This is a genomic window from Streptomyces sp. NPDC060209, from assembly GCF_042728155.1.
Classification (GTDB): Bacteria; Actinomycetota; Actinomycetes; order Streptomycetales; family Streptomycetaceae; genus Streptomyces.
On sequence record NZ_JBHWZS010000004.1, the window covers coordinates 1 to 16688 of the forward strand.

The 16688-nt window shown below is 70.2% G+C and carries 14 protein-coding genes and 1 tRNA gene; 9 read left to right on the forward strand and 6 right to left on the reverse strand.

Annotated elements, in window-relative coordinates; all coding sequences use genetic code 11:
• Positions 1 to 142: 142 nt before the first annotated feature.
• From ACFWFI_RS01400 to ACFWFI_RS01415, 4 genes are all read right to left on the reverse strand, one after another.
• A complete protein-coding gene (locus ACFWFI_RS01400) occupies positions 143 to 991 on the reverse strand; it encodes an S-methyl-5'-thioadenosine phosphorylase (protein ID WP_387384152.1) in 849 nt (282 codons plus the stop codon).
• Positions 992 to 1080: 89 nt separating this feature from the next.
• The gene (locus tag ACFWFI_RS01405) at positions 1081 to 1416 is read right to left on the reverse strand and encodes an FmdB family zinc ribbon protein (RefSeq protein WP_387384154.1); all 336 of its coding nucleotides are present in this window, start codon (positions 1414 to 1416) and stop codon (positions 1081 to 1083) included.
• 66 nt (positions 1417 to 1482) lie between these two features.
• On the reverse strand, positions 1483 to 2763 hold the full coding sequence (locus ACFWFI_RS01410; RefSeq protein WP_387384156.1) for an MFS transporter: 1281 nt from the start codon (positions 2761 to 2763) through the stop codon (positions 1483 to 1485).
• Between the two features lie 296 nt (positions 2764 to 3059).
• Positions 3060 to 4613, reverse strand: coding sequence for a potassium/proton antiporter (locus tag ACFWFI_RS01415; protein ID WP_387384157.1), 1554 nt, complete (start codon positions 4611 to 4613; stop codon positions 3060 to 3062).
• A 292-nt stretch (positions 4614 to 4905) separates the two neighbouring features.
• Between ACFWFI_RS01415 and ACFWFI_RS01420 the strand changes: the two genes are divergently transcribed.
• Positions 4906 to 7650 carry a penicillin acylase family protein gene (locus ACFWFI_RS01420; protein WP_387384159.1) on the forward strand — a complete coding sequence of 915 codons (2745 nt, stop codon included), beginning with the start codon at positions 4906 to 4908 and terminating at the stop codon, positions 7648 to 7650.
• Here ACFWFI_RS01420 and ACFWFI_RS01425 read toward each other — a convergent pair.
• On the reverse strand, positions 7647 to 8240 hold the full coding sequence (locus tag ACFWFI_RS01425; RefSeq protein WP_387384161.1) for a 5-formyltetrahydrofolate cyclo-ligase: 594 nt from the start codon (positions 8238 to 8240) through the stop codon (positions 7647 to 7649). The genes ACFWFI_RS01420 and ACFWFI_RS01425 overlap by 4 nt on opposite strands.
• Positions 8241 to 8346: 106 nt before the next feature.
• Between ACFWFI_RS01425 and galU the strand changes: the two genes are divergently transcribed.
• The 7 genes from galU to ACFWFI_RS01460 all read left to right on the forward strand — a co-directional run bounded on the left by galU (position 8347) and on the right by ACFWFI_RS01460 (position 13787).
• Positions 8347 to 9249 (forward strand): UTP--glucose-1-phosphate uridylyltransferase GalU, encoded by a 903-nt coding sequence (gene galU / locus ACFWFI_RS01430; RefSeq protein ID WP_387384163.1) that lies wholly within the window; start codon positions 8347 to 8349, stop codon positions 9247 to 9249.
• Positions 9250 to 9253: 4 nt separating this feature from the next.
• Positions 9254 to 10564 carry a molybdotransferase-like divisome protein Glp gene (glp, locus tag ACFWFI_RS01435; RefSeq protein ID WP_387384164.1) on the forward strand — a complete coding sequence of 437 codons (1311 nt, stop codon included), beginning with the start codon at positions 9254 to 9256 and terminating at the stop codon, positions 10562 to 10564.
• Positions 10565 to 10690: 126 nt separating this feature from the next.
• The gene (gene moaC, locus ACFWFI_RS01440; protein ID WP_031098527.1) at positions 10691 to 11191 is read left to right on the forward strand and encodes a cyclic pyranopterin monophosphate synthase MoaC; all 501 of its coding nucleotides are present in this window, start codon (positions 10691 to 10693) and stop codon (positions 11189 to 11191) included.
• Positions 11188 to 11712 (forward strand): MogA/MoaB family molybdenum cofactor biosynthesis protein, encoded by a 525-nt coding sequence (locus tag ACFWFI_RS01445; RefSeq protein WP_387384166.1) that lies wholly within the window; start codon positions 11188 to 11190, stop codon positions 11710 to 11712. Before moaC ends, ACFWFI_RS01445 begins: the two co-directional genes overlap by 4 nt.
• A gap of 17 nt (positions 11713 to 11729) precedes the next feature.
• Entirely contained in the window at positions 11730 to 12350 is a 621-nt protein-coding gene (locus tag ACFWFI_RS01450; protein WP_387384169.1) for a GNAT family N-acetyltransferase, read from the forward strand.
• A gap of 124 nt (positions 12351 to 12474) precedes the next feature.
• Entirely contained in the window at positions 12475 to 13626 is a 1152-nt protein-coding gene (gene glpR / locus ACFWFI_RS01455; protein WP_387384171.1) for a divisome protein SepX/GlpR, read from the forward strand.
• A gap of 87 nt (positions 13627 to 13713) precedes the next feature.
• A tRNA-Ala gene (locus ACFWFI_RS01460) sits at positions 13714 to 13787 on the forward strand.
• Positions 13788 to 13860: 73 nt separating this feature from the next.
• Here ACFWFI_RS01460 and ACFWFI_RS01465 read toward each other — a convergent pair.
• Positions 13861 to 15501 carry an alpha/beta hydrolase gene (locus ACFWFI_RS01465; RefSeq protein WP_387384173.1) on the reverse strand — a complete coding sequence of 547 codons (1641 nt, stop codon included), beginning with the start codon at positions 15499 to 15501 and terminating at the stop codon, positions 13861 to 13863.
• Positions 15502 to 15864: 363 nt separating this feature from the next.
• Here ACFWFI_RS01465 and ACFWFI_RS01470 point away from each other — a divergent pair, with 363 nt between their 5' ends.
• Positions 15865 to 16653 (forward strand): SAM-dependent methyltransferase, encoded by a 789-nt coding sequence (locus ACFWFI_RS01470; protein WP_387384175.1) that lies wholly within the window; start codon positions 15865 to 15867, stop codon positions 16651 to 16653.
• Positions 16654 to 16688: the final 35 nt, after the last annotated feature.

Genomic DNA, 16688 nt, shown 5'->3' on the forward strand with positions numbered 1-16688 from the left:
CGGCGGGACCGCCCGCCGGACTCCCCTCACGATCCACCCTGCTCCGAAATGCCGCTCGCCCCTGTGGACAGCCCACAGGATGTGGACAACCCGGTCACCCGTACGAGCGGGGAACGCGGTCTGCACCCAGCCGAACCGGGGGCTACGGCAGCTGGATCCCGGTATCGATCCCGTCCAGTGCGTGCGCGCAGACGCAGTCACGGTCCTCGTTCGCGGGCAGAGCGGCCACCGCGTCGAAGAGCACCGACCGCAGCCGGTCCACATTGGCCGCGAACACCTCCAGCACCTCCGCGTGGTTGACGCCCTCGCCGGCCTCGGCCCCGGCGTCGAGGTCCGTCACCAGCGTCAGCGTCGTGTAGCAGAGGTTCAGTTCACGGGCGAGTACCGCCTCCGGGTGCCCCGTCATGCCGACGACCGACCAGCCCATCGCCGCGTGCCAGCGCGACTCCGCACGGGTCGAGAAGCGCGGGCCCTCGACCACGGCCAGGGTTCCGCCGTCCACCGGCTCCCAGTCGCGCCCGCGTGCCGCCGCCAGGGCCGCCTTGCGTCCCTCGGGGCAGTACGGGTCGGCGAAGCCGAGGTGCACCACGTTCGGCTGGGTCCCGTCGGCCCAGGGCTCACCGTCGTAGAACGTCTGTGTACGTGCCTTGGTGCGGTCGACCATCTGGTCCGGCACGAGCAAGGTGCCTGGCCCGTACTCCGGACGCAGACCACCTACCGCGCACGGGCCGAGCACCTGGCGTACGCCGACGGAACGCAGGGCCCAGAGGTTGGCGCGGTAGTTGATCCGGTGCGGAGGGAGATGGTGGCCGCGGCCGTGGCGCGGGAGGAAGGCCACCCGGCGGCCTGCGAGTTCACCCAGGAAGACGGAGTCGCTCGGCGCCCCGTACGGGGTGTCCACCTCGACCTCGGTCACGTCCTCCAGGAAGGAGTAGAAACCCGATCCCCCGATGACACCGATTTCCGCTGTACCCGATTCTGCGTTCACCATGCGGTCACACTAACCGGGCGCGCACGACCGGGACCCCGCCGAGTCGATCAGCGGGGTCCGGGTGAAACGTGTGGTGTCCGAGGGTGGCCTCAGGCGGCCGACGAACCGCTCGACGGCGTGGAAGAAGCCGAGGAGGAGGTCGAGGACGACGCCGAAGCGGCCGGCTTGGCGTCCGGCTTCGACGAGGACGACGTGGACGACTCGGATGCCTTGGCGGACGACGTGACCGGCGTGCTGCTCGACGAGGAGCCGCGGCTGTCGTTCCGGTAGAAACCGGATCCCTTGAAAACGATGCCGACGGCCGAGAACACCTTCTTGAGGCGTCCCTCGCAGTTCGGGCACACGGTCAGGGCATCATCGGTGAACTTCTGCACCGCTTCGAGGCCCTCGCCGCATTCGGTGCACTGGTACTGATAGGTCGGCACTTGCTCCTCCTGGCACTCTCACTCAATGAGTGCTAACGACGCTCCATACTGACGTATTCCGAGCGATCAGTCCACCGTGACCGGCTCGCGGTGACCGATCCCACGTGCCACCGTCCTTCCTCCTGTCCTTGGTGTAAGCCGTGAACGCAGGGCCAGCAGGGTCGCCAGGGCCAGTGCCGTACCGGCCAGCGGGACCACGAAACCGGTGCTCGCACCATGGGCGTCGGCGAGCTGACCGGCCACCGTGACGGCCGCCGCCTGGCCGAGTGCCACCGCGCCCGTCAGCCAGGTGAAGGCCTCGGTCCTGGAGGACGCGGGCACCAGTGCGTCGACCAAGGTGTAGCCGCTGATCAGCGCGGGAGCGATGCACAGTCCGACCAGCAGTCCGAGTCCCGCCAGCAGCGGTACGGAGTGCACGGCCCAGAGCCCGGACGCGGTCAGTGTCAGGGCCACGTAGCCGACGATGAGCCGCCGGCGCGGGCTGCTCTTCCAGGCGATGGCGCCGCAGGCGATACCGGCCAGCATGTTGCCGGCCGCGAAGACCCCGTACAGCAGTCCGTTCACGCCGGGCCGGCCGATCTCCTCCGAGAACGCCGTCAGCGAGACCTGCATGCCGCCGAAGACGGCGCCGATGCCCAGGAAGGTGACCGCGAGGACCCTCACCCCGGGTACGGAGAGCGCCGAGCGGTGCGGCTCGGCCGCCGTGGCGGCGCCCCGGGGGGCGGGCTGGGTGGAGCGCTGGGCGGCGAACAGGACGCCGCCCAGCAGCGTCAGCGCCGCCTCTGCGATCAGTCCGGCCGCCGGGTGCACGCCGGTGCACAGCGCCGTCGCGAGCACGGGCCCGATGACGAAGGTGAATTCGTCCGTCACGGACTCGAAGGCGGCGGCCGTGGCCATCAGCGGGGAGGCCGGGCGCCCCGGGGCGGCGCCGAGCCGGGCGGCCCAGCGGGCCCGCACCATGGGCCCGACCTGCGGGATGGAGGCCCCTGTGGGCACCGCAGCCAGGAACAGCGCCCACAGAGGCGCGTCCGCCAGGGCGAGCGCCGTGAGGCTGCCGACGGAGGCGGCGTGCACCAGGACGCCGGGCAGCAGTACCGCGCGCTGGCCGAACCGGTCGGCGAGCCTGCCGCTCTGCGGCGCGAACAGGGCCATGGAGACACCGGAGACGGCGGCCACGGCGCCCGCACTGCCGTACGAGCCGGTGGTGTGCTGAACCAGGAGCACGATGCCGATGGTCAGCATCGCGAAGGGCTGCCGGGCCGCGAAGCCCGGGAGAAGGAAGGTCCACGCACCCGGGGTGCGCAGCAACTGCCCGTAACCGGGGCGGTCGGAGACCGTGGACGCCACGGTCCATGCCTTTCTGCCGCCTGGTGGCCGTGCTCCCGGGGCGGCCCGCACCGGGGTGCGGGGAGCGTGCGGGAGCTGCCGAGAGCTGTCCTCTTCGCGCGGGACTGCGGTAGATGCCGGGCGCTCGCTCCAGAGGCGAAGGCGCCACGACCGCCATACGGTCGCGCCAGCTCTGCATCAGGCAGAGTTGGTCGATCAAGTTCGAATCGTGTGGATCATGAGATCCGGTCCTTCATGTTACAGGTCCCTGCCCCCGCACACCTGCGATTGCGTACGGGGCTCCTGGCCGACCCCGGTCAGTGGCGGGCCCGCCTGCCGCCCGTCCTGTCCCCGGGACGGGCCTCGCCGGCCTTGCCCGCCTTCCTGGCAGGCTTCGCGAGGTGCGGCACGTGTGCCGGTCCGGCGCCCTGCCGCCCCGCACCGCCGGTCCCCAGCCAGCCGGCCAGCTTGCCGCCTTCGCCGACCGCCCGCAGCCGGGCTTCCGTGGCGTCGCGCACCGGATCGGTCGCGACGACCAGAAGCTCGTCCCCGCGGCGCAGCACGGTCGAGGGCGCCGGGACGAAGCTCTTTCCGTCCCGTACGACGAGGGTGACCGCGGCCCCGGCGGGCAGCCGGAGCTCCGCCACCTCCACGCCGTGCATCTTGGACTTGCCGGGGACCGCGACGGAGAGCAGATGGCCGCGCAGCCGCTCCAGGGGAGCCGACTCGATGCCGAGGTCCGCGGTCTCGGACGGGTCCTCGGAGATTTTCAGGGCCTTCGCCAGCCAGGGCAGCGTCGGGCCCTGGATGAGCGTGTAGACGATGACGAGTACGAAGACGATGTTGAAGATCCGGGCGCTGCCCTCGATCCCGGACACCATGGGGATGGTCGCCAGGATGATGGGCACGGCGCCGCGCAGCCCGGCCCAGGACATCAGCGCCTTCTCCCGCTTGGGCAGGCGGAACGGCGCGAGGCTGATGAAGACCGACAGCGGCCGGGCGACGGCGGTGAGGACCAGCCCCACGACCACGGCGGGCCAGAAGTCGTCGATGAGGTCGTGCGGGGTGACCAGCAGGCCGAGCAGGACGAACATGCCGATCTGCGCCAGCCAGCCGAGCCCGTCGGCGAAGCCGCGGGTGGCGGGCCAGTGCGGAAGCTTGGAGTTGCCGAGGACCATCGCGGCCAGATAGACGGCCAGGAAGCCACTGCCGTGGGCCATGGCGCCCGCCGCGTACGCGGACACCGCGATGGCCATCACGGCGATCGGGTAGAGCCCGGACGCGGGCAGTGCCACATGGCGGATGCCGTAGGAGCCGAGCCAGCCCACGGCCAGCCCGATCGCCGCGCCGATGGCCAGCTCCAGGGCTATCTCACCGACGAGTACGTACCAGTGCTCCACGGGGCCGACGGCGGAGAACGCCACCACGAGGATGACCACGGGGGCGTCGTTGAAGCCGGACTCGGCCTCCAGGACACCGGTGATGCGGGAGGGGAGCGGGACCTTGCGCAGGACAGAGAAGACGGCTGCGGCGTCGGTGGAGGAGACGACGGCGCCGATGATCAGGGCCTGCCGCCAGTCGAGGCCGACGAGGTAGTGCGCCGCGCTCGCGGTGATGCCCACGCTGATGCCCACGCCGACGGTCGACAGCACGGCCGCCGCCGGCAGTGCGGGTTTCACTTCTTTCCACTTCGTGCCCAGGCCGCCCTCGGCCAGGATGACGACCAGGGCGGCGTAGCCGATCACCTGGGTCAGCTCGGCGTTGTCGAACTTGACGTCGAAGATGCCGTCCTGCCCCATGGCGATCCCGATGCCGAGGTACAGGAGCAGGCTGGGGAGCCCGCTGCGGGACGAAATGCGTACGGCCGCCACGGCGACCAGCAGGACGAGTGAGCAGACGAGCAGAAGTTCGTTGAGCGCGTGGACAGTCAGGGTCCGTTCCTTCCCTGCGTAGGAGCATCCGGCTCTAGCCTTCCGGATCGGCCTCCGGCGGCCAGTACTTCGTTACCTTACCTAATCTTTAACGTTTTCTTGACGCCTTCGAGTGTTCGTGCGAACCGGTGCGCAAATGGATGCATCCCCATACCGCGTCCGAGTGGCTTCTGCGGGGCGCCTATGGTTGCTCCTGCACTCCCAGGACCACCCTGCCCCTCGAAGGACAGCGATGCCCGCCAACACAACCGCCCCTTCCGGGTCTTCCGATGCGAAGAAGACCGGCAGGAAGAAGGGGCGACGCGCCCGCCTGTTCGTGATCGTCCTGGTGCTGGCGCTTGTCGCGGGTGTCGGGTACGGCGCGTACTGGTCCGTTTCCACGGTCCGGGCCTCGTACCCGCAGACCACCGGTTCGATCGAACTCAAGGGCCTTTCCGGTGACGTCGACGTCAAACGCGACGACTACGGAATCCCGCAGATCTACGCGGACACCGACAGCGACCTCTTCCGCGCCCAGGGCTTCGTCCAGGCCCAGGACCGCTTCTGGGAGATGGACGTACGCCGTCACATGACGTCCGGACGGCTCTCCGAGATGTTCGGCTCCGGCCAGGTCGAGACCGACTCCTTCCTGCGCACGCTGGGCTGGCGCAAGGTCGCCCAGGAGGAGTACGACACCGTCCTGGACGAGGACACCAAGAAGAACCTCCAGGCATACGCGGAGGGGGTGAACGCGTATCTGGACGGCAAGGACGGCAAGGACATCTCCGTCGAGTACGCGGCACTCGGCCTGACCAACGACTACAAGCCCACGGAGTGGACCCCGGTCGACTCCGTCGCCTGGCTGAAGGCGATGGCCTGGGACCTGCGCGGCAACATGCAGGACGAGATCGACCGCTCGCTGATGACCAGCAGGCTCAGTTCGGAGCAGATCAAGGATCTCTACCCGGACTATCCGTACGAGAAGAACGAGCCGATCGTCGAGCAGGGCGCGATCTCCCCGGTCACCGGCAAGTTCGACCCGGAGGCCGAGCCGTCCGCCGACATCGGTTCCCAGACCGCCGAGGGCGCGACCGAGGGCCTGAACACCCAGCTCTCCGCGCTCTCCGACACCCTTGACGAGATCCCTGCGCTGCTGGGGCCCAACGGCAACGGCATCGGATCGAACTCCTGGGTCGTCTCCGGCAAGTACACGACGACCGGCAATCCGCTGCTGGCCAACGACCCGCACCTGGCGCCGCAGCTGCCCTCGCTCTGGTACCAGATGGGCCTGCACTGCCGTCAGCTCTCGGCGTCCTGCCAGTACGACACGGCCGGCTACACGTTCTCCGGGATGCCCGGTGTGATCATCGGCCACAACCAGGACATCTCCTGGGGCTTCACGAACCTCGGAGCCGACGTCACCGACCTCTTCCTGGAGAAGGTCTCCGCCGACGGCTACCAGTACGACGGCAAGACCGAGCCCTTCGTCACCCGCGAGGAGACCATCAAGGTCGCGGGCGGCAGGAGCCGGAAGATCACCGTCCGCGAGACCAACAACGGTCCGCTGGTGTCCGACCGCAGCGACGAGCTGGCGAAGGTCGGCAAGAAGGCCCCCGTCACCACCTCGGCGCCCGACCGCGGCGACGGATACGGGGTCTCCCTGAAGTGGACAGCGCTCGAACCCGGCAAGTCCATGGACGCGGTCTTCCAGCTCAACCGGGCCAAGGACTTCACGAGCTTCCGCAAGGCGGCCTCCAACTTCGAGGTGCCTTCGCAGAACCTCATCTATGCGGACAACAAGGGGCACATCGGCTACCAGGCCCCGGGCAAGATCCCGGTCCGCCTGCAGGGCGACGGCACGACGCCGAGTCCCGGCTGGAGCCCGAAGTACGGCTGGGAGAAGGACCCCATCCCGTTCGACGAGCTGCCGTACGAGTACGACCCGGACCGCGGCTACATCGTCACCGCCAACCAGGCCGTCATCGGTGACGGTTACAAGCACATGCTCACCAAGGACTGGGGCTACGGCGCCCGCAGCCAGCGGATCAACGACCTGATCCAGAAGAAGATCGACGGCGGCGAGAAGATCTCGACCGACGACATGCAGACGATGCAGATGGACAACCAGAGCGCGATCGCCGCGAAGCTGGTGCCCCAGCTGAAGAAGATCGGCATCTCGGACAAGAGTGTCCGTGAGGCACAGAAGCTGCTGGAGGGCTGGGACTACACCCAGGAATCCGATTCGGCTGCCGCCGCCTACTTCAACGGTGTCTGGCGCAACATCCTCAAGCTGGCCTTCGGCAACAAGCTTCCGAAGGAGATGCGGGCCAAGGGCGACTGCATCTACGTGGAGCCGGTCACCGGCACCGGTCCGGTGGACGAGCAGGACAAGCTCGTACGGGAATGCGGTCAGCGTGCTCCGTCGGCCGCGCAGCCGGACGGCGGCGACCGCTGGTACGAGGTGGTCGAGAACATCCTGGACGACCAGGACAACGAGTGGTGGAAGGTCCCGGCCAAGGGGCGCGAAGAGGCGATCGACAGCCGTGACGAGCTCTTCGCACGCGCCATGGAGGACGCGCGCTGGGAGCTGACCGCCGAGCTCGGCAAGGACATGACCACCTGGAGCTGGGGCCGGCTGCACCAGCTGACCCTGCGCAACCAGACACTCGGCACCGAGGGTCCCGATCTTCTGCAGCGGGCCCTCAACCGGGGCCCCTGGGACCTCGGCGGCGGCGAGGCGGCGGTCAACGCCACCGGCTGGAACGCTGCCGGCGGCTACGAGGTGATCTGGGTCCCCTCGATGCGGATGGTCGTGAACGTGGGCGACTGGGACAAGTCCCGCTGGATCAACCTCACCGGCTCCTCGGGGCACGCGTTCAGCGCGCACTACACCGATCAGACCGACAAGTGGGTCGAGGGTGAACTGCTCGACTGGTCCTTCGGGGAGAACGCGGTGAAGCAGTCCACGGTCGACACCTTGACGCTCAAGAAACCCTAGGCTCCGTCCCTGGGCGGGAAGCGCCGCGCTCCGGCAGGCGTGACCACGGCATCCACGGGGTGGTCGTGCGGTTCTTCGGGAACCCGCGCGACCACCTCGTCGTCGTACAGCAGGACGACCAGGGCAGGGTGCGCCCCTGCCGACGAGAGCCGGGCCAGCACCCGGTCGTAGCTGCCCCCGCCGCGTCCCAGCCGCATACCGCGCCCGTCCACGGCCAGTCCAGGCAGCAGCACCGCGTCCGCCTCCAGGACGGCCCGCGGTCCGAGGCGGGTGCCGTCCGGCTCCAGCAGGCCCCGGCCGGCGGGCACGAGGCGCTCCGCGCCCTCGAACACGGCCCAGTCCAGGTCGTTGTCCTCCATGAGCACCGGCAGCAGCACGCGGACGCCCCGCGCCCGCAGAGCGTCCAGGAGTGCGTGCGTCCCCGGCTCGCGCCCCACGGACACATAGGCCGCCACGGTCCGGGCACCGGTCAGCTCGGGAAGTTCCTCGGCGGCCGAGGAGAGAACCGCGGCGGCCTTTACGACGTCTTCCGAGGTGAGAAGTCGTCGTGCGGCGAGCAATTCACGCCGCAGTACTGCCTTTCGGGACATGTCATGGTTCAACGGGTGCTCGCAAAGCTCGCTTATGTGGATGTATGAGAACGAAGTTAACCGGACGCTCACCTTCCGCCCATACGCACCCGTTACAGTTCTGTGCATGACTCAGTCGCGCCCCAGGATCAGCAAAGCTGTCATCCCAGCTGCAGGTCTCGGCACCCGGTTCCTGCCGGCCACCAAGGCCACTCCCAAAGAGATGCTGCCTGTCGTCGACAAGCCCGCCATCCAGTATGTCGTCGAAGAGGCCGTCGGTGCGGGCCTCTCCGACGTACTGATGATCACGGGTCGGAACAAGCGCCCCCTCGAGGACCACTTCGACCGGAACTACGAGCTCGAGTCCGCGCTGACCCGCAAGGGGGACGCCGAACGGCTCTCCAAGGTCCAGGAGTCCAGCGACCTGGCCACCATGCACTACGTACGCCAGGGTGACCCGCGAGGTCTCGGCCACGCCGTCCTCTGCGCCGCGCCGCACGTGGGCGACCAGCCCTTCGCCGTCCTCCTCGGTGACGACCTCATCGACCCGCGCGACCCGCTTCTCGCCCGGATGGTCGAGGTCCAGGAGCGCGAGGGCGGCAGCGTCGTCGCCCTGATGGAGGTCGACCCCGCGCAGATCCACATGTACGGCTGCGCGGCCACGGAGGCGACCACCGACAGTGACGTCGTGCGGGTCACCGGACTCGTCGAGAAGCCCGATCCGGCGGAGGCGCCCAGCAATCTCGCCGTCATCGGCCGCTATGTCCTGGACCCCGCGGTCTTCGGCATACTGCGGCGGACCGAGCCCGGCCGCGGCGGCGAGATCCAGCTCACCGACGCCCTCCAACTGCTCGCCGAGGACGAGAAGATCGGCGGCCCGGTGCACGGTGTCGTCTTCAAGGGCCGCCGCTATGACACCGGTGACCGCGGCGACTATCTGCGTGCCATTGTCAGACTCGCGTGCGAACGTGAAGACCTGGGCCCGGACTTCCGGACCTGGCTGCGCGGTTACGTCACCGAGGAGTTGTAACAGCTTGAGCAGCACGATCTGGTCGGTGGACGAGCACCTGGACGACATTCTCGCCGCGGTGAAGCCGCTCGAGCCCATCGAGTTGCAACTGCCCGACGCCCAGGGATGCGTCCTGGTCGAGGACGTCGTGGTGGAGGTCGCCCTTCCGCCCTTCGACAACAGCTCGATGGACGGATACGCCGTCCGGATCTCCGATGTCGAGGGTGCCAGCGAGGAGTTCCCCGCCGTGCTCACCGTCATCGGTGACGTCGCGGCGGGCGACGGAGGCCTGGCCGACGGCCGGTCCGTCGGTCCCGGCGAGGCCGCCCGCATCATGACCGGCGCTCCGCTGCCCGCCGGCGCCGAGGCGGTCGTCCCGGTCGAGTGGACCGACGGCGGCACGGGCGGCGGCCCCGCCGACTCCATGCGGGCCCACAGCGACGCCCCGGAGGGGGCGAGCGGCGAGGTCCGCATCCACCGCCCCGTCAAGCCACGTGCCCATGTCCGGGCCAAGGGCAGCGACGTGCGGCCCGGCGACCTGGCGCTCCGCGCGGGTTCGGTCGTGGGGCCGCCGCAGATCGGCCTGCTCGCAGCGATCGGCCGCTCGACGGTGCGGGTTCGGCCGCGTCCACGCGTCGTCGTGCTGTCCACGGGCAGCGAGCTGGTGCAGCCGGGCGAGGAGCTGACCGGCGGCCGGATCTACGACTCCAACAGCTTCGCGCTGACGGCCGCCGCCCGGGACGCGGGGGCCATCGCCTACCGCGTCCCGGCGGTCGCCGACGACGCCGAGACGCTGCGGGCCACGATCGAGGACCAGCTGATCCGCGCCGACATCGTCGTCACCACGGGCGGCGTGAGTGTCGGTGCGTACGACGTGGTCAAGGAGGCCCTGTCCTCCGTGGGTGACGAGGACGGGGCCGGCGGCGGCGTCGACTTCCGCAAGCTCGCCATGCAGCCGGGCAAGCCGCAGGGCTTCGGGTCGATCGGCCCCGACCACACGCCGCTGCTGGCACTGCCCGGCAATCCGGTCTCCTCGTACGTCTCCTTCGAGCTGTTCGTCCGGCCGGCGATCCTGACACTGATGGGTCTCGACGACGTCCACCGCCCGAAGGTGCGGGCCACGCTCCGCACCGACGAGGCGCTCGCCTCGCCGTCCGGCAAGCGCCAGTTCCTGCGCGGGACCTACGACGCCGAGGCGGGCACCGTGACTCCCGTCGGGGGACCCGGATCGCATCTGATCGCGGCCCTCGCGCAGGCGGACGCGCTGATCGTGCTGCCCGAGGACGTCACCTCCGCCGAGCCCGGCGCGGAGGCCGAGGTGATCCTCCTCCGCTGACTTCGGCGCGGTGGCGGTACGGTATCTGGCGCTGTGCCTTACCGGGGGAAGCCCCCCGGGCCCCTCGCTCCGCGCCTCGGCGTGGGACGTGCGGGCAACCGGCGCCCTACCGCTAGGCGGAGTGAGTTGAGTACGCAGAACAGGCTGACGCACATCGACGAGGCGGGCGCCGCCCGCATGGTCGACGTGTCGGAGAAGGACGTCACGGCACGTGTCGCCCGGGCGAGCGGCCGGGTCCTCGTGTCACCGCGTGTCGTCGAACTCCTCAGGGGCGAGGGTGTCCCCAAGGGGGACGCGCTCGCCACCGCGCGCATCGCCGGGATCATGGGTGCCAAGCGCACCCCGGACCTGATCCCGCTCTGCCACCCGCTCGCCGTCTCCGGTGTGAAGGTCGACCTGAGCGTCGCCGACGACGCGGTGGAGATCCTGGCCACCGTGAAGACCACGGACCGTACGGGGGTCGAGATGGAGGCCCTGACCGCCGTGTCGGTCGCCGCGCTCACGGTGATCGACATGATCAAGGCGGTCGACAAGAGCGCGGTGATCACGGACGTCAGGGTCGAGGCGAAATCGGGCGGCAAGTCCGGTGACTACCGGCGCCCCGCACCGGAGGGGGCGGACGCATGACCGCACCCGGCAGCACCCCTGCCACCGGCGGATACCGCGCCCTCGTCGTGACCGCCTCCAACCGTGCCTCGGCCGGCGTCTACGCCGACAAGGGCGGCCCTCTCGTCGCCGAGGGGCTCGCCGCTCTCGGGTTCGCCGTCGACGGCCCGCAGGTCGTTCCCGACGGCGACCCGGTGGAAGCGGCCCTCCGGGCCGGAGCCGCCGCGGGCTACGACGTGATCGTCACCACCGGCGGTACGGGCATCTCGCCCACCGACCGCACGCCCGAGGCCACCCGGCGTGTGCTGGACCGTGAGATCCCGGGCATCGCCGAGTCGATCCGAGCCGAGGGCCGCGAGAAGGTGCCCACCGCCGCACTCTCCCGCGGCCTCGCGGGCATCGCGGACCGCACCCTCGTGGTGAACCTGCCCGGCTCGACCGGCGGCGTACGCGACGGTCTCGCGGTCCTGGGCAGGCTTCTGGTGCACGCCGTCGACCAGTTGCGCGGCGGCGATCACCCCCGACCGGGGAGCCCGAGCTGAACGTCCGGACCTGGCCGGTGATCCTGACCGACGGCGCCGTCACCCTCCGCCCGATAAAGCTGCGCGACCAGAGCATGTGGCGCGAGGTCAACCGGCGTAACCGTGACTGGCTGCGCCCCTGGGAGGCGACCGTCCCGCCGCCCGCCCCTGGCGGCCCGGTGGCCCAGCGCCCCACCTACCGTCAGATGATCCGCCATCTGCGCGCCGAGGCGAACGCCGGCCGGATGCTGCCTTTCGCCATCGAGTACGAGGGCCGTCTCGTCGGGCAGTTGACGGTGGCGGGCATCACCTGGGGCTCGATGTGCTCGGGCCATGTCGGCTACTGGGTCGACCAGAGTGTGGCGGGCCGCGGCGTCATGCCGACCGCGGTGGCGCTCGCCGTCGACCACTGTTTCCGTACGGTCGGGCTGCACCGGATCGAGGTGTGCATTCGGCCCGAGAACGGCCCCAGCCGAAGGGTCGTGGAGAAACTCGGATTCCGTGCGGAAGGACTGCGTCCACGCTATCTGCACATCGACGGTGCGTGGCGGGACCACCTGATCTTCGCCCTCACCGCGGAGGAAGTGCCCGACGGGCTGCTGCGGCGTTGGCGCAGGGTGCGGCCGGGAACGCCGCACACACCCGGGGAAATGAAATAGGTGTTCGAATTCGATCGCTCCCTGACGGTAATCAGCCTCACTTTCGTCGACTGTTGACCCGAAGAATCACAAAAAAAGTCCGTCATATCAGCCTGATCGTGCGACACACCGGGCCAATTGGCGGATGCTGCCGTGCAAACCCCTCTACGGTGTGAGCGTGAGCAGCAGCGGCCTCATCTACGCAGTCATCGTCGGGGCCTGGGCCGCCTACTTGGTGCCGATGTGGCTCCGCAGGCAGGACGAGCTCAATGAAGCCCGTCCGACGGAACGCTTCAGCACCGCCATCCGGCTGCTGTCCGGACGGGCGGCCATGGAGCGCCGTTACGCCAAGGAGCTGCGGGAGCGGGATGCCGAGGAGGCGCCTGGCGACGTGGACCCGGATGCCGTCACGGACCGAATGGAGTCCGTCGACGTCCGGGCCTTTTCCGCGCCCCCGGCACATACGGAAGCGCGGTTGCGCGACCCGGCGCTCGACCGGCCGGACCAGGAGCGCCCCCAGGATCGGAACTCCCGCCCGGCGCCCGCCCGGCGGGAGAGCCGACGGCCTACCGGCGCGGAGTCCGAACGGGAACGCCGACGGCGCTCGCAGGTCCTGGCGCGCCGCAGGCGCACCACCACGGTCCTGTTCATGGCGTTCACGCTCGGCGCGGTCGTCGCGGCGGTGGGCGGACTCCGCTTCCTGTGGGCGCCGGCCGTTCCTGCCGTGCTGCTGAGCACGTACATCGTGCATCTGCGCGGTCAGGAGCGCCGTCGGTTCGTCTTCACCATGGACCGCCGCCGGGCCGAGGTGGCCGCGCAGCGGCTGCGCGAGAACCGCCCGCGCAGGCACCAGCCCGCGTCCTCGGCCCCCGCCGAGCCCGACGAGGAGTCCGAAGCGCCCGCGCCCGCTCCCACGGTCTCCCCTCAGGAGGCCGGCCGCCGCGCCCTCGTCGAGCAGACGGACCACGCGGAGTGGGTGGACCAGCAGCGTGAACGCGGTCCGGCCCAGGGCGACAGCTGGGAGCCCGTTCCGGTCCCGCTCCCGACCTACGTCACCGCCCCCGTCGCCCCGCGCGCCACGGGCGGGGTGGAGGTCGGCGACCCCGAGACCTGGAGCGCGGCCCGGTCCAGCCCCGCCGAGCCCACCCGGACGGGCACCCAGGAGTCCGCCGCGCCCGAGGCCGATCCGGCCCCGCGTCGCCGCGTCATCCCGCCGAGGCGCACCCGTGACCGAGGCCGGACGCCCCTCTTCGACCAGTACGACGACGAGGACCGGCCGCGCGCGGCCAACGAGTGACTCGGACGGCGAACCCGACTCGGTGACCTGCCGGGATACGGATTTCCGAGCACCCCGATGAGGGTGCTAGAGTTTCACTCGTTGCAAGGGCCTGTGGCGCAGTCTGGTAGCGCACCTCGTTCGCATCGAGGGGGTCTGGGGTTCAAATCCCCACAGGTCCACCGCAGCTCAGAGCCCCTACCGGGGAAACCCGGTAGGGGCTCTTTGGCGTCGTACGGCAGCTGAGTGCACCAACTACGTAAGGCGCCGGGTGCTCCGCGTCCCCGGATTCCGGGCGTCGGCGAGCCAGCCGCCGCCTGCCGCGATGCCACCGACCGGTTCGGCGGGGGCGAAGGGCGGGGTGTCCTGCCGGCAGGAGGCCCCGACAGGCGGCAGGACGCCCGTGGTGAAGTAGCGCACGGCGTGCTGGTTGACGCAGGTGCTGGGGTTGACCAGAGCGGTGTGGCCGTAGCCGTCGAGGGTCAGCAGACGCGCGTCGGCCAGTTCGCGGGTCATGGCCTCGGCGGCCTGATAGGACGTGGCCGGGTCGTAGGTGGGGTTGACCACGAGGATCGGGTTGGCGGTGGGCCGGTTCCACGGACCGGTGTAGCGGTGGGCGGCGGTGGCCGGCCACTGTGCGCACCACTCGTAGTCCCACACCCAGCGACGGCCGAGGTCTCCCGCGCGTGCCGCGGCGAAGGTGTCGAGTTCGGCGTAGCGGCTGAGTACACGGGGGTTGGGGCTCTCGGAACAGACGACTGCGGCCTCCTGCTCGAACCCGGGGTACACCCGGCTCGACGGGGGCGGGGGCAGGGGAGGGACGCGCCCTTGCCAGAGCTCTTCCAGCAGTCCGGCGGCGTCGGTCCAGCCCGGCGCGACGAAGTAGAGCGAGGACCGCAGGTTCTCCACGGTCCTGGCGTAGGTCCAATCGCCGAGGGGGCGGTGTCGGAGCCGTTCCATCAGGGTGGTCAGTTTGGTGCGGGTGGCCTGGGGGCTGCCGGCGGAGAAGGCGCAGCGGGATGCCGGGGCCCGCCCGCACAGTTCCAGGAACTGCTCCAGTGTGGCGGCCGATCCCAGGTCCGATCCCATGCGCAAGGAGGTGGTCAGCCGGGCTTCGGTGTCCATGGAACCATCCGCGTAACCACGGGGGTCGACGTTGCCGTCCAGGAGCAGGCCGCGCACCTTGTCGGGGAAGAGGTTGGCATAGACGGCGCCGAGGAACGTGCCGTACGAGACGCCCCAGTAGCTCAGTTGCCGATCGCCTACGGCGTCGCGCAACCGGTCGAGGTCGCGGGCGCTGTCCGGGGTGGACACATGTGGCAGCAGCTTCGAGGACCGTTTCCGGCATCCGTCGGCCAGTTCCGCGCGACCGGCGTACCAGGCCTGCCGTTCCTTCTCTCCCACCGGAAAGCCCGCCGGCTGCCGCGCCCACCAGGCGGCCGCCTCCTCGGCGTCACCGAAACAGCGCACCGCCGTGCTGCGGCCCACACCCCGAGGGTCCCAGCTGACCACGTCGAAACGCTCACGCAGCCCCGCGGGGACGTACTGGTCGTACCAGGCCGGCAAGGCGGCCGTGCCGGGCCCTCCCGGGCCGCCGGGGTTGAAGAACAGCGATCCGATCCTTCGGGACGGTTCGGTGGCCTCGCGCCGGATCACGGCGAGATGGATGGTGTCGTCGGCCGGCCTGTCGTAGTCGAGCGGGACGTCGAGCGTCGCACACTCGAATCCCTTCTGTGCCGGGTCCTCGCAGGCCCGCCACTCCAGCGTCGACGCCCCGGCGGTGCCTCCGTGAAGGGACTGCTGCGGTGCGGCGGCGGTGGAGAGGAGGGCGCACGGCAGCAGTACCGCGACGCACCACGCAATACCGCCCCGGCGTCTCGATATGGGTCCTGGCATCGGGTGTCCCTTCGGGAACGTCGCCTCCGTTGCCGGAGGGCCGGCACCTGCCCTCACTCAATATGTGGAGGGGGCGGGTCGCACCCGATGAGCGCCCGAACGCAGTACGAGGGTGGCGGATCGGCCGCGCTCGGGCGTGACATGGCCGTCCCGCCGGGGCACGGCTCCCCGGGGCCCGGGTCTCGACTCCTGGGCCCCGGGATTCGGGGGGTGAGCGGTGTTGTTCATCCGGCGGGCCCCGCCGGGGCGACCACCCGGTAACCTGGGCCGTCCTCGCTCACCCGCCCTTCCGGTGACCGCTGTTGAGGGTTGCGCAGGTCAGGTGCGGGTCGCGTGTTCGTGGTTCCGCATGGAGGGCGCACTGTGACAGCCGGCATACCCAGCTCCCGTATCGACACCAGCAAGCCGCACCCGGCACGGGTCTACGACTGGCTGCTCGGCGGCAAGGACAACTACCCGGTCGACCAGGAGGTCGCCGAGAAGCTGCCCGCCGAGGCCCGGGCCAACGCGGCCCGGAACCGGGCGTTCATGCACCGGGCATCCGCCTGGCTGGCGAGGCAGGGCGTCGACCAGTTCCTGGACATCGGTACCGGCATCCCCACGGCGCCCAACCTCCACCAGATCGTCCAGGCGGTCACCCCGCAGGCCAAGGTCGTCTACACGGACAACGACCCCATCGTGCTGCGTCACGCGGAAGCGCTCCTGGTGAGCCGCCCCGAAGGCGCGACCGAATACATCCACGCCGATGTGCGGCAGCCGGAGGCGATCCTCGAACGCGCCGCGGAGCTGCTGGACTTCACGAGGCCCGTCGCACTGTCCCTCATCGCGCTGATGCACTTCCTGCCCGACGAGCAGGATCCTTACGGCATCACCCGCACGCTGGTCGGGGCGCTGCCCGAGGGGAGTTACCTGGTCCTCTCGCACGGGACCGCCGATCAGCATCCGGAGCTCAAGCGGGAGACGGAGTCCGCGTACAAGAAGGGCGCGATCGCGCTGCGCATGCGTACGCGTGAGGAGGTCGAGCCCTTCTTCGAGGGGCTGGAGCTCATCGAACCGGGGCTGGTCACGGCGCCCGAGTGGTATCAGGAGGAGCCCGCGCCGGTGTACGAACGGAGCGGGTTCTACGTCGGGGTGGCGCGGGTGCGCCGATAGGTCACCGAGGGCAACTGCTGTTGATCGGGGGGAAC

What these genes read in the sequence shown, in the direction of transcription:
- ACFWFI_RS01400 (WP_387384152.1), bottom strand. Translation starts at nt 991, where the DNA reads ATGGTGAACGCAGAATCGGGTACAGCGGAAATCGGTGTCATCGGGGGA.
- ACFWFI_RS01420 (WP_387384159.1), top strand. Translation starts at nt 4,906, where the DNA reads ATGCCCGCCAACACAACCGCCCCTTCCGGGTCTTCCGATGCGAAGAAG.
- ACFWFI_RS01425 (WP_387384161.1), bottom strand. Translation starts at nt 8,240, where the DNA reads ATGTCCCGAAAGGCAGTACTGCGGCGTGAATTGCTCGCCGCACGACGA.
- galU (WP_387384163.1), top strand. Translation starts at nt 8,347, where the DNA reads ATGACTCAGTCGCGCCCCAGGATCAGCAAAGCTGTCATCCCAGCTGCA.
- ACFWFI_RS01445 (WP_387384166.1), top strand. Translation starts at nt 11,188, where the DNA reads ATGACCGCACCCGGCAGCACCCCTGCCACCGGCGGATACCGCGCCCTC.
- glpR (WP_387384171.1), top strand. Translation starts at nt 12,475, where the DNA reads ATGCTGCCGTGCAAACCCCTCTACGGTGTGAGCGTGAGCAGCAGCGGC.
- ACFWFI_RS01465 (WP_387384173.1), bottom strand. Translation starts at nt 15,501, where the DNA reads ATGCCAGGACCCATATCGAGACGCCGGGGCGGTATTGCGTGGTGCGTC.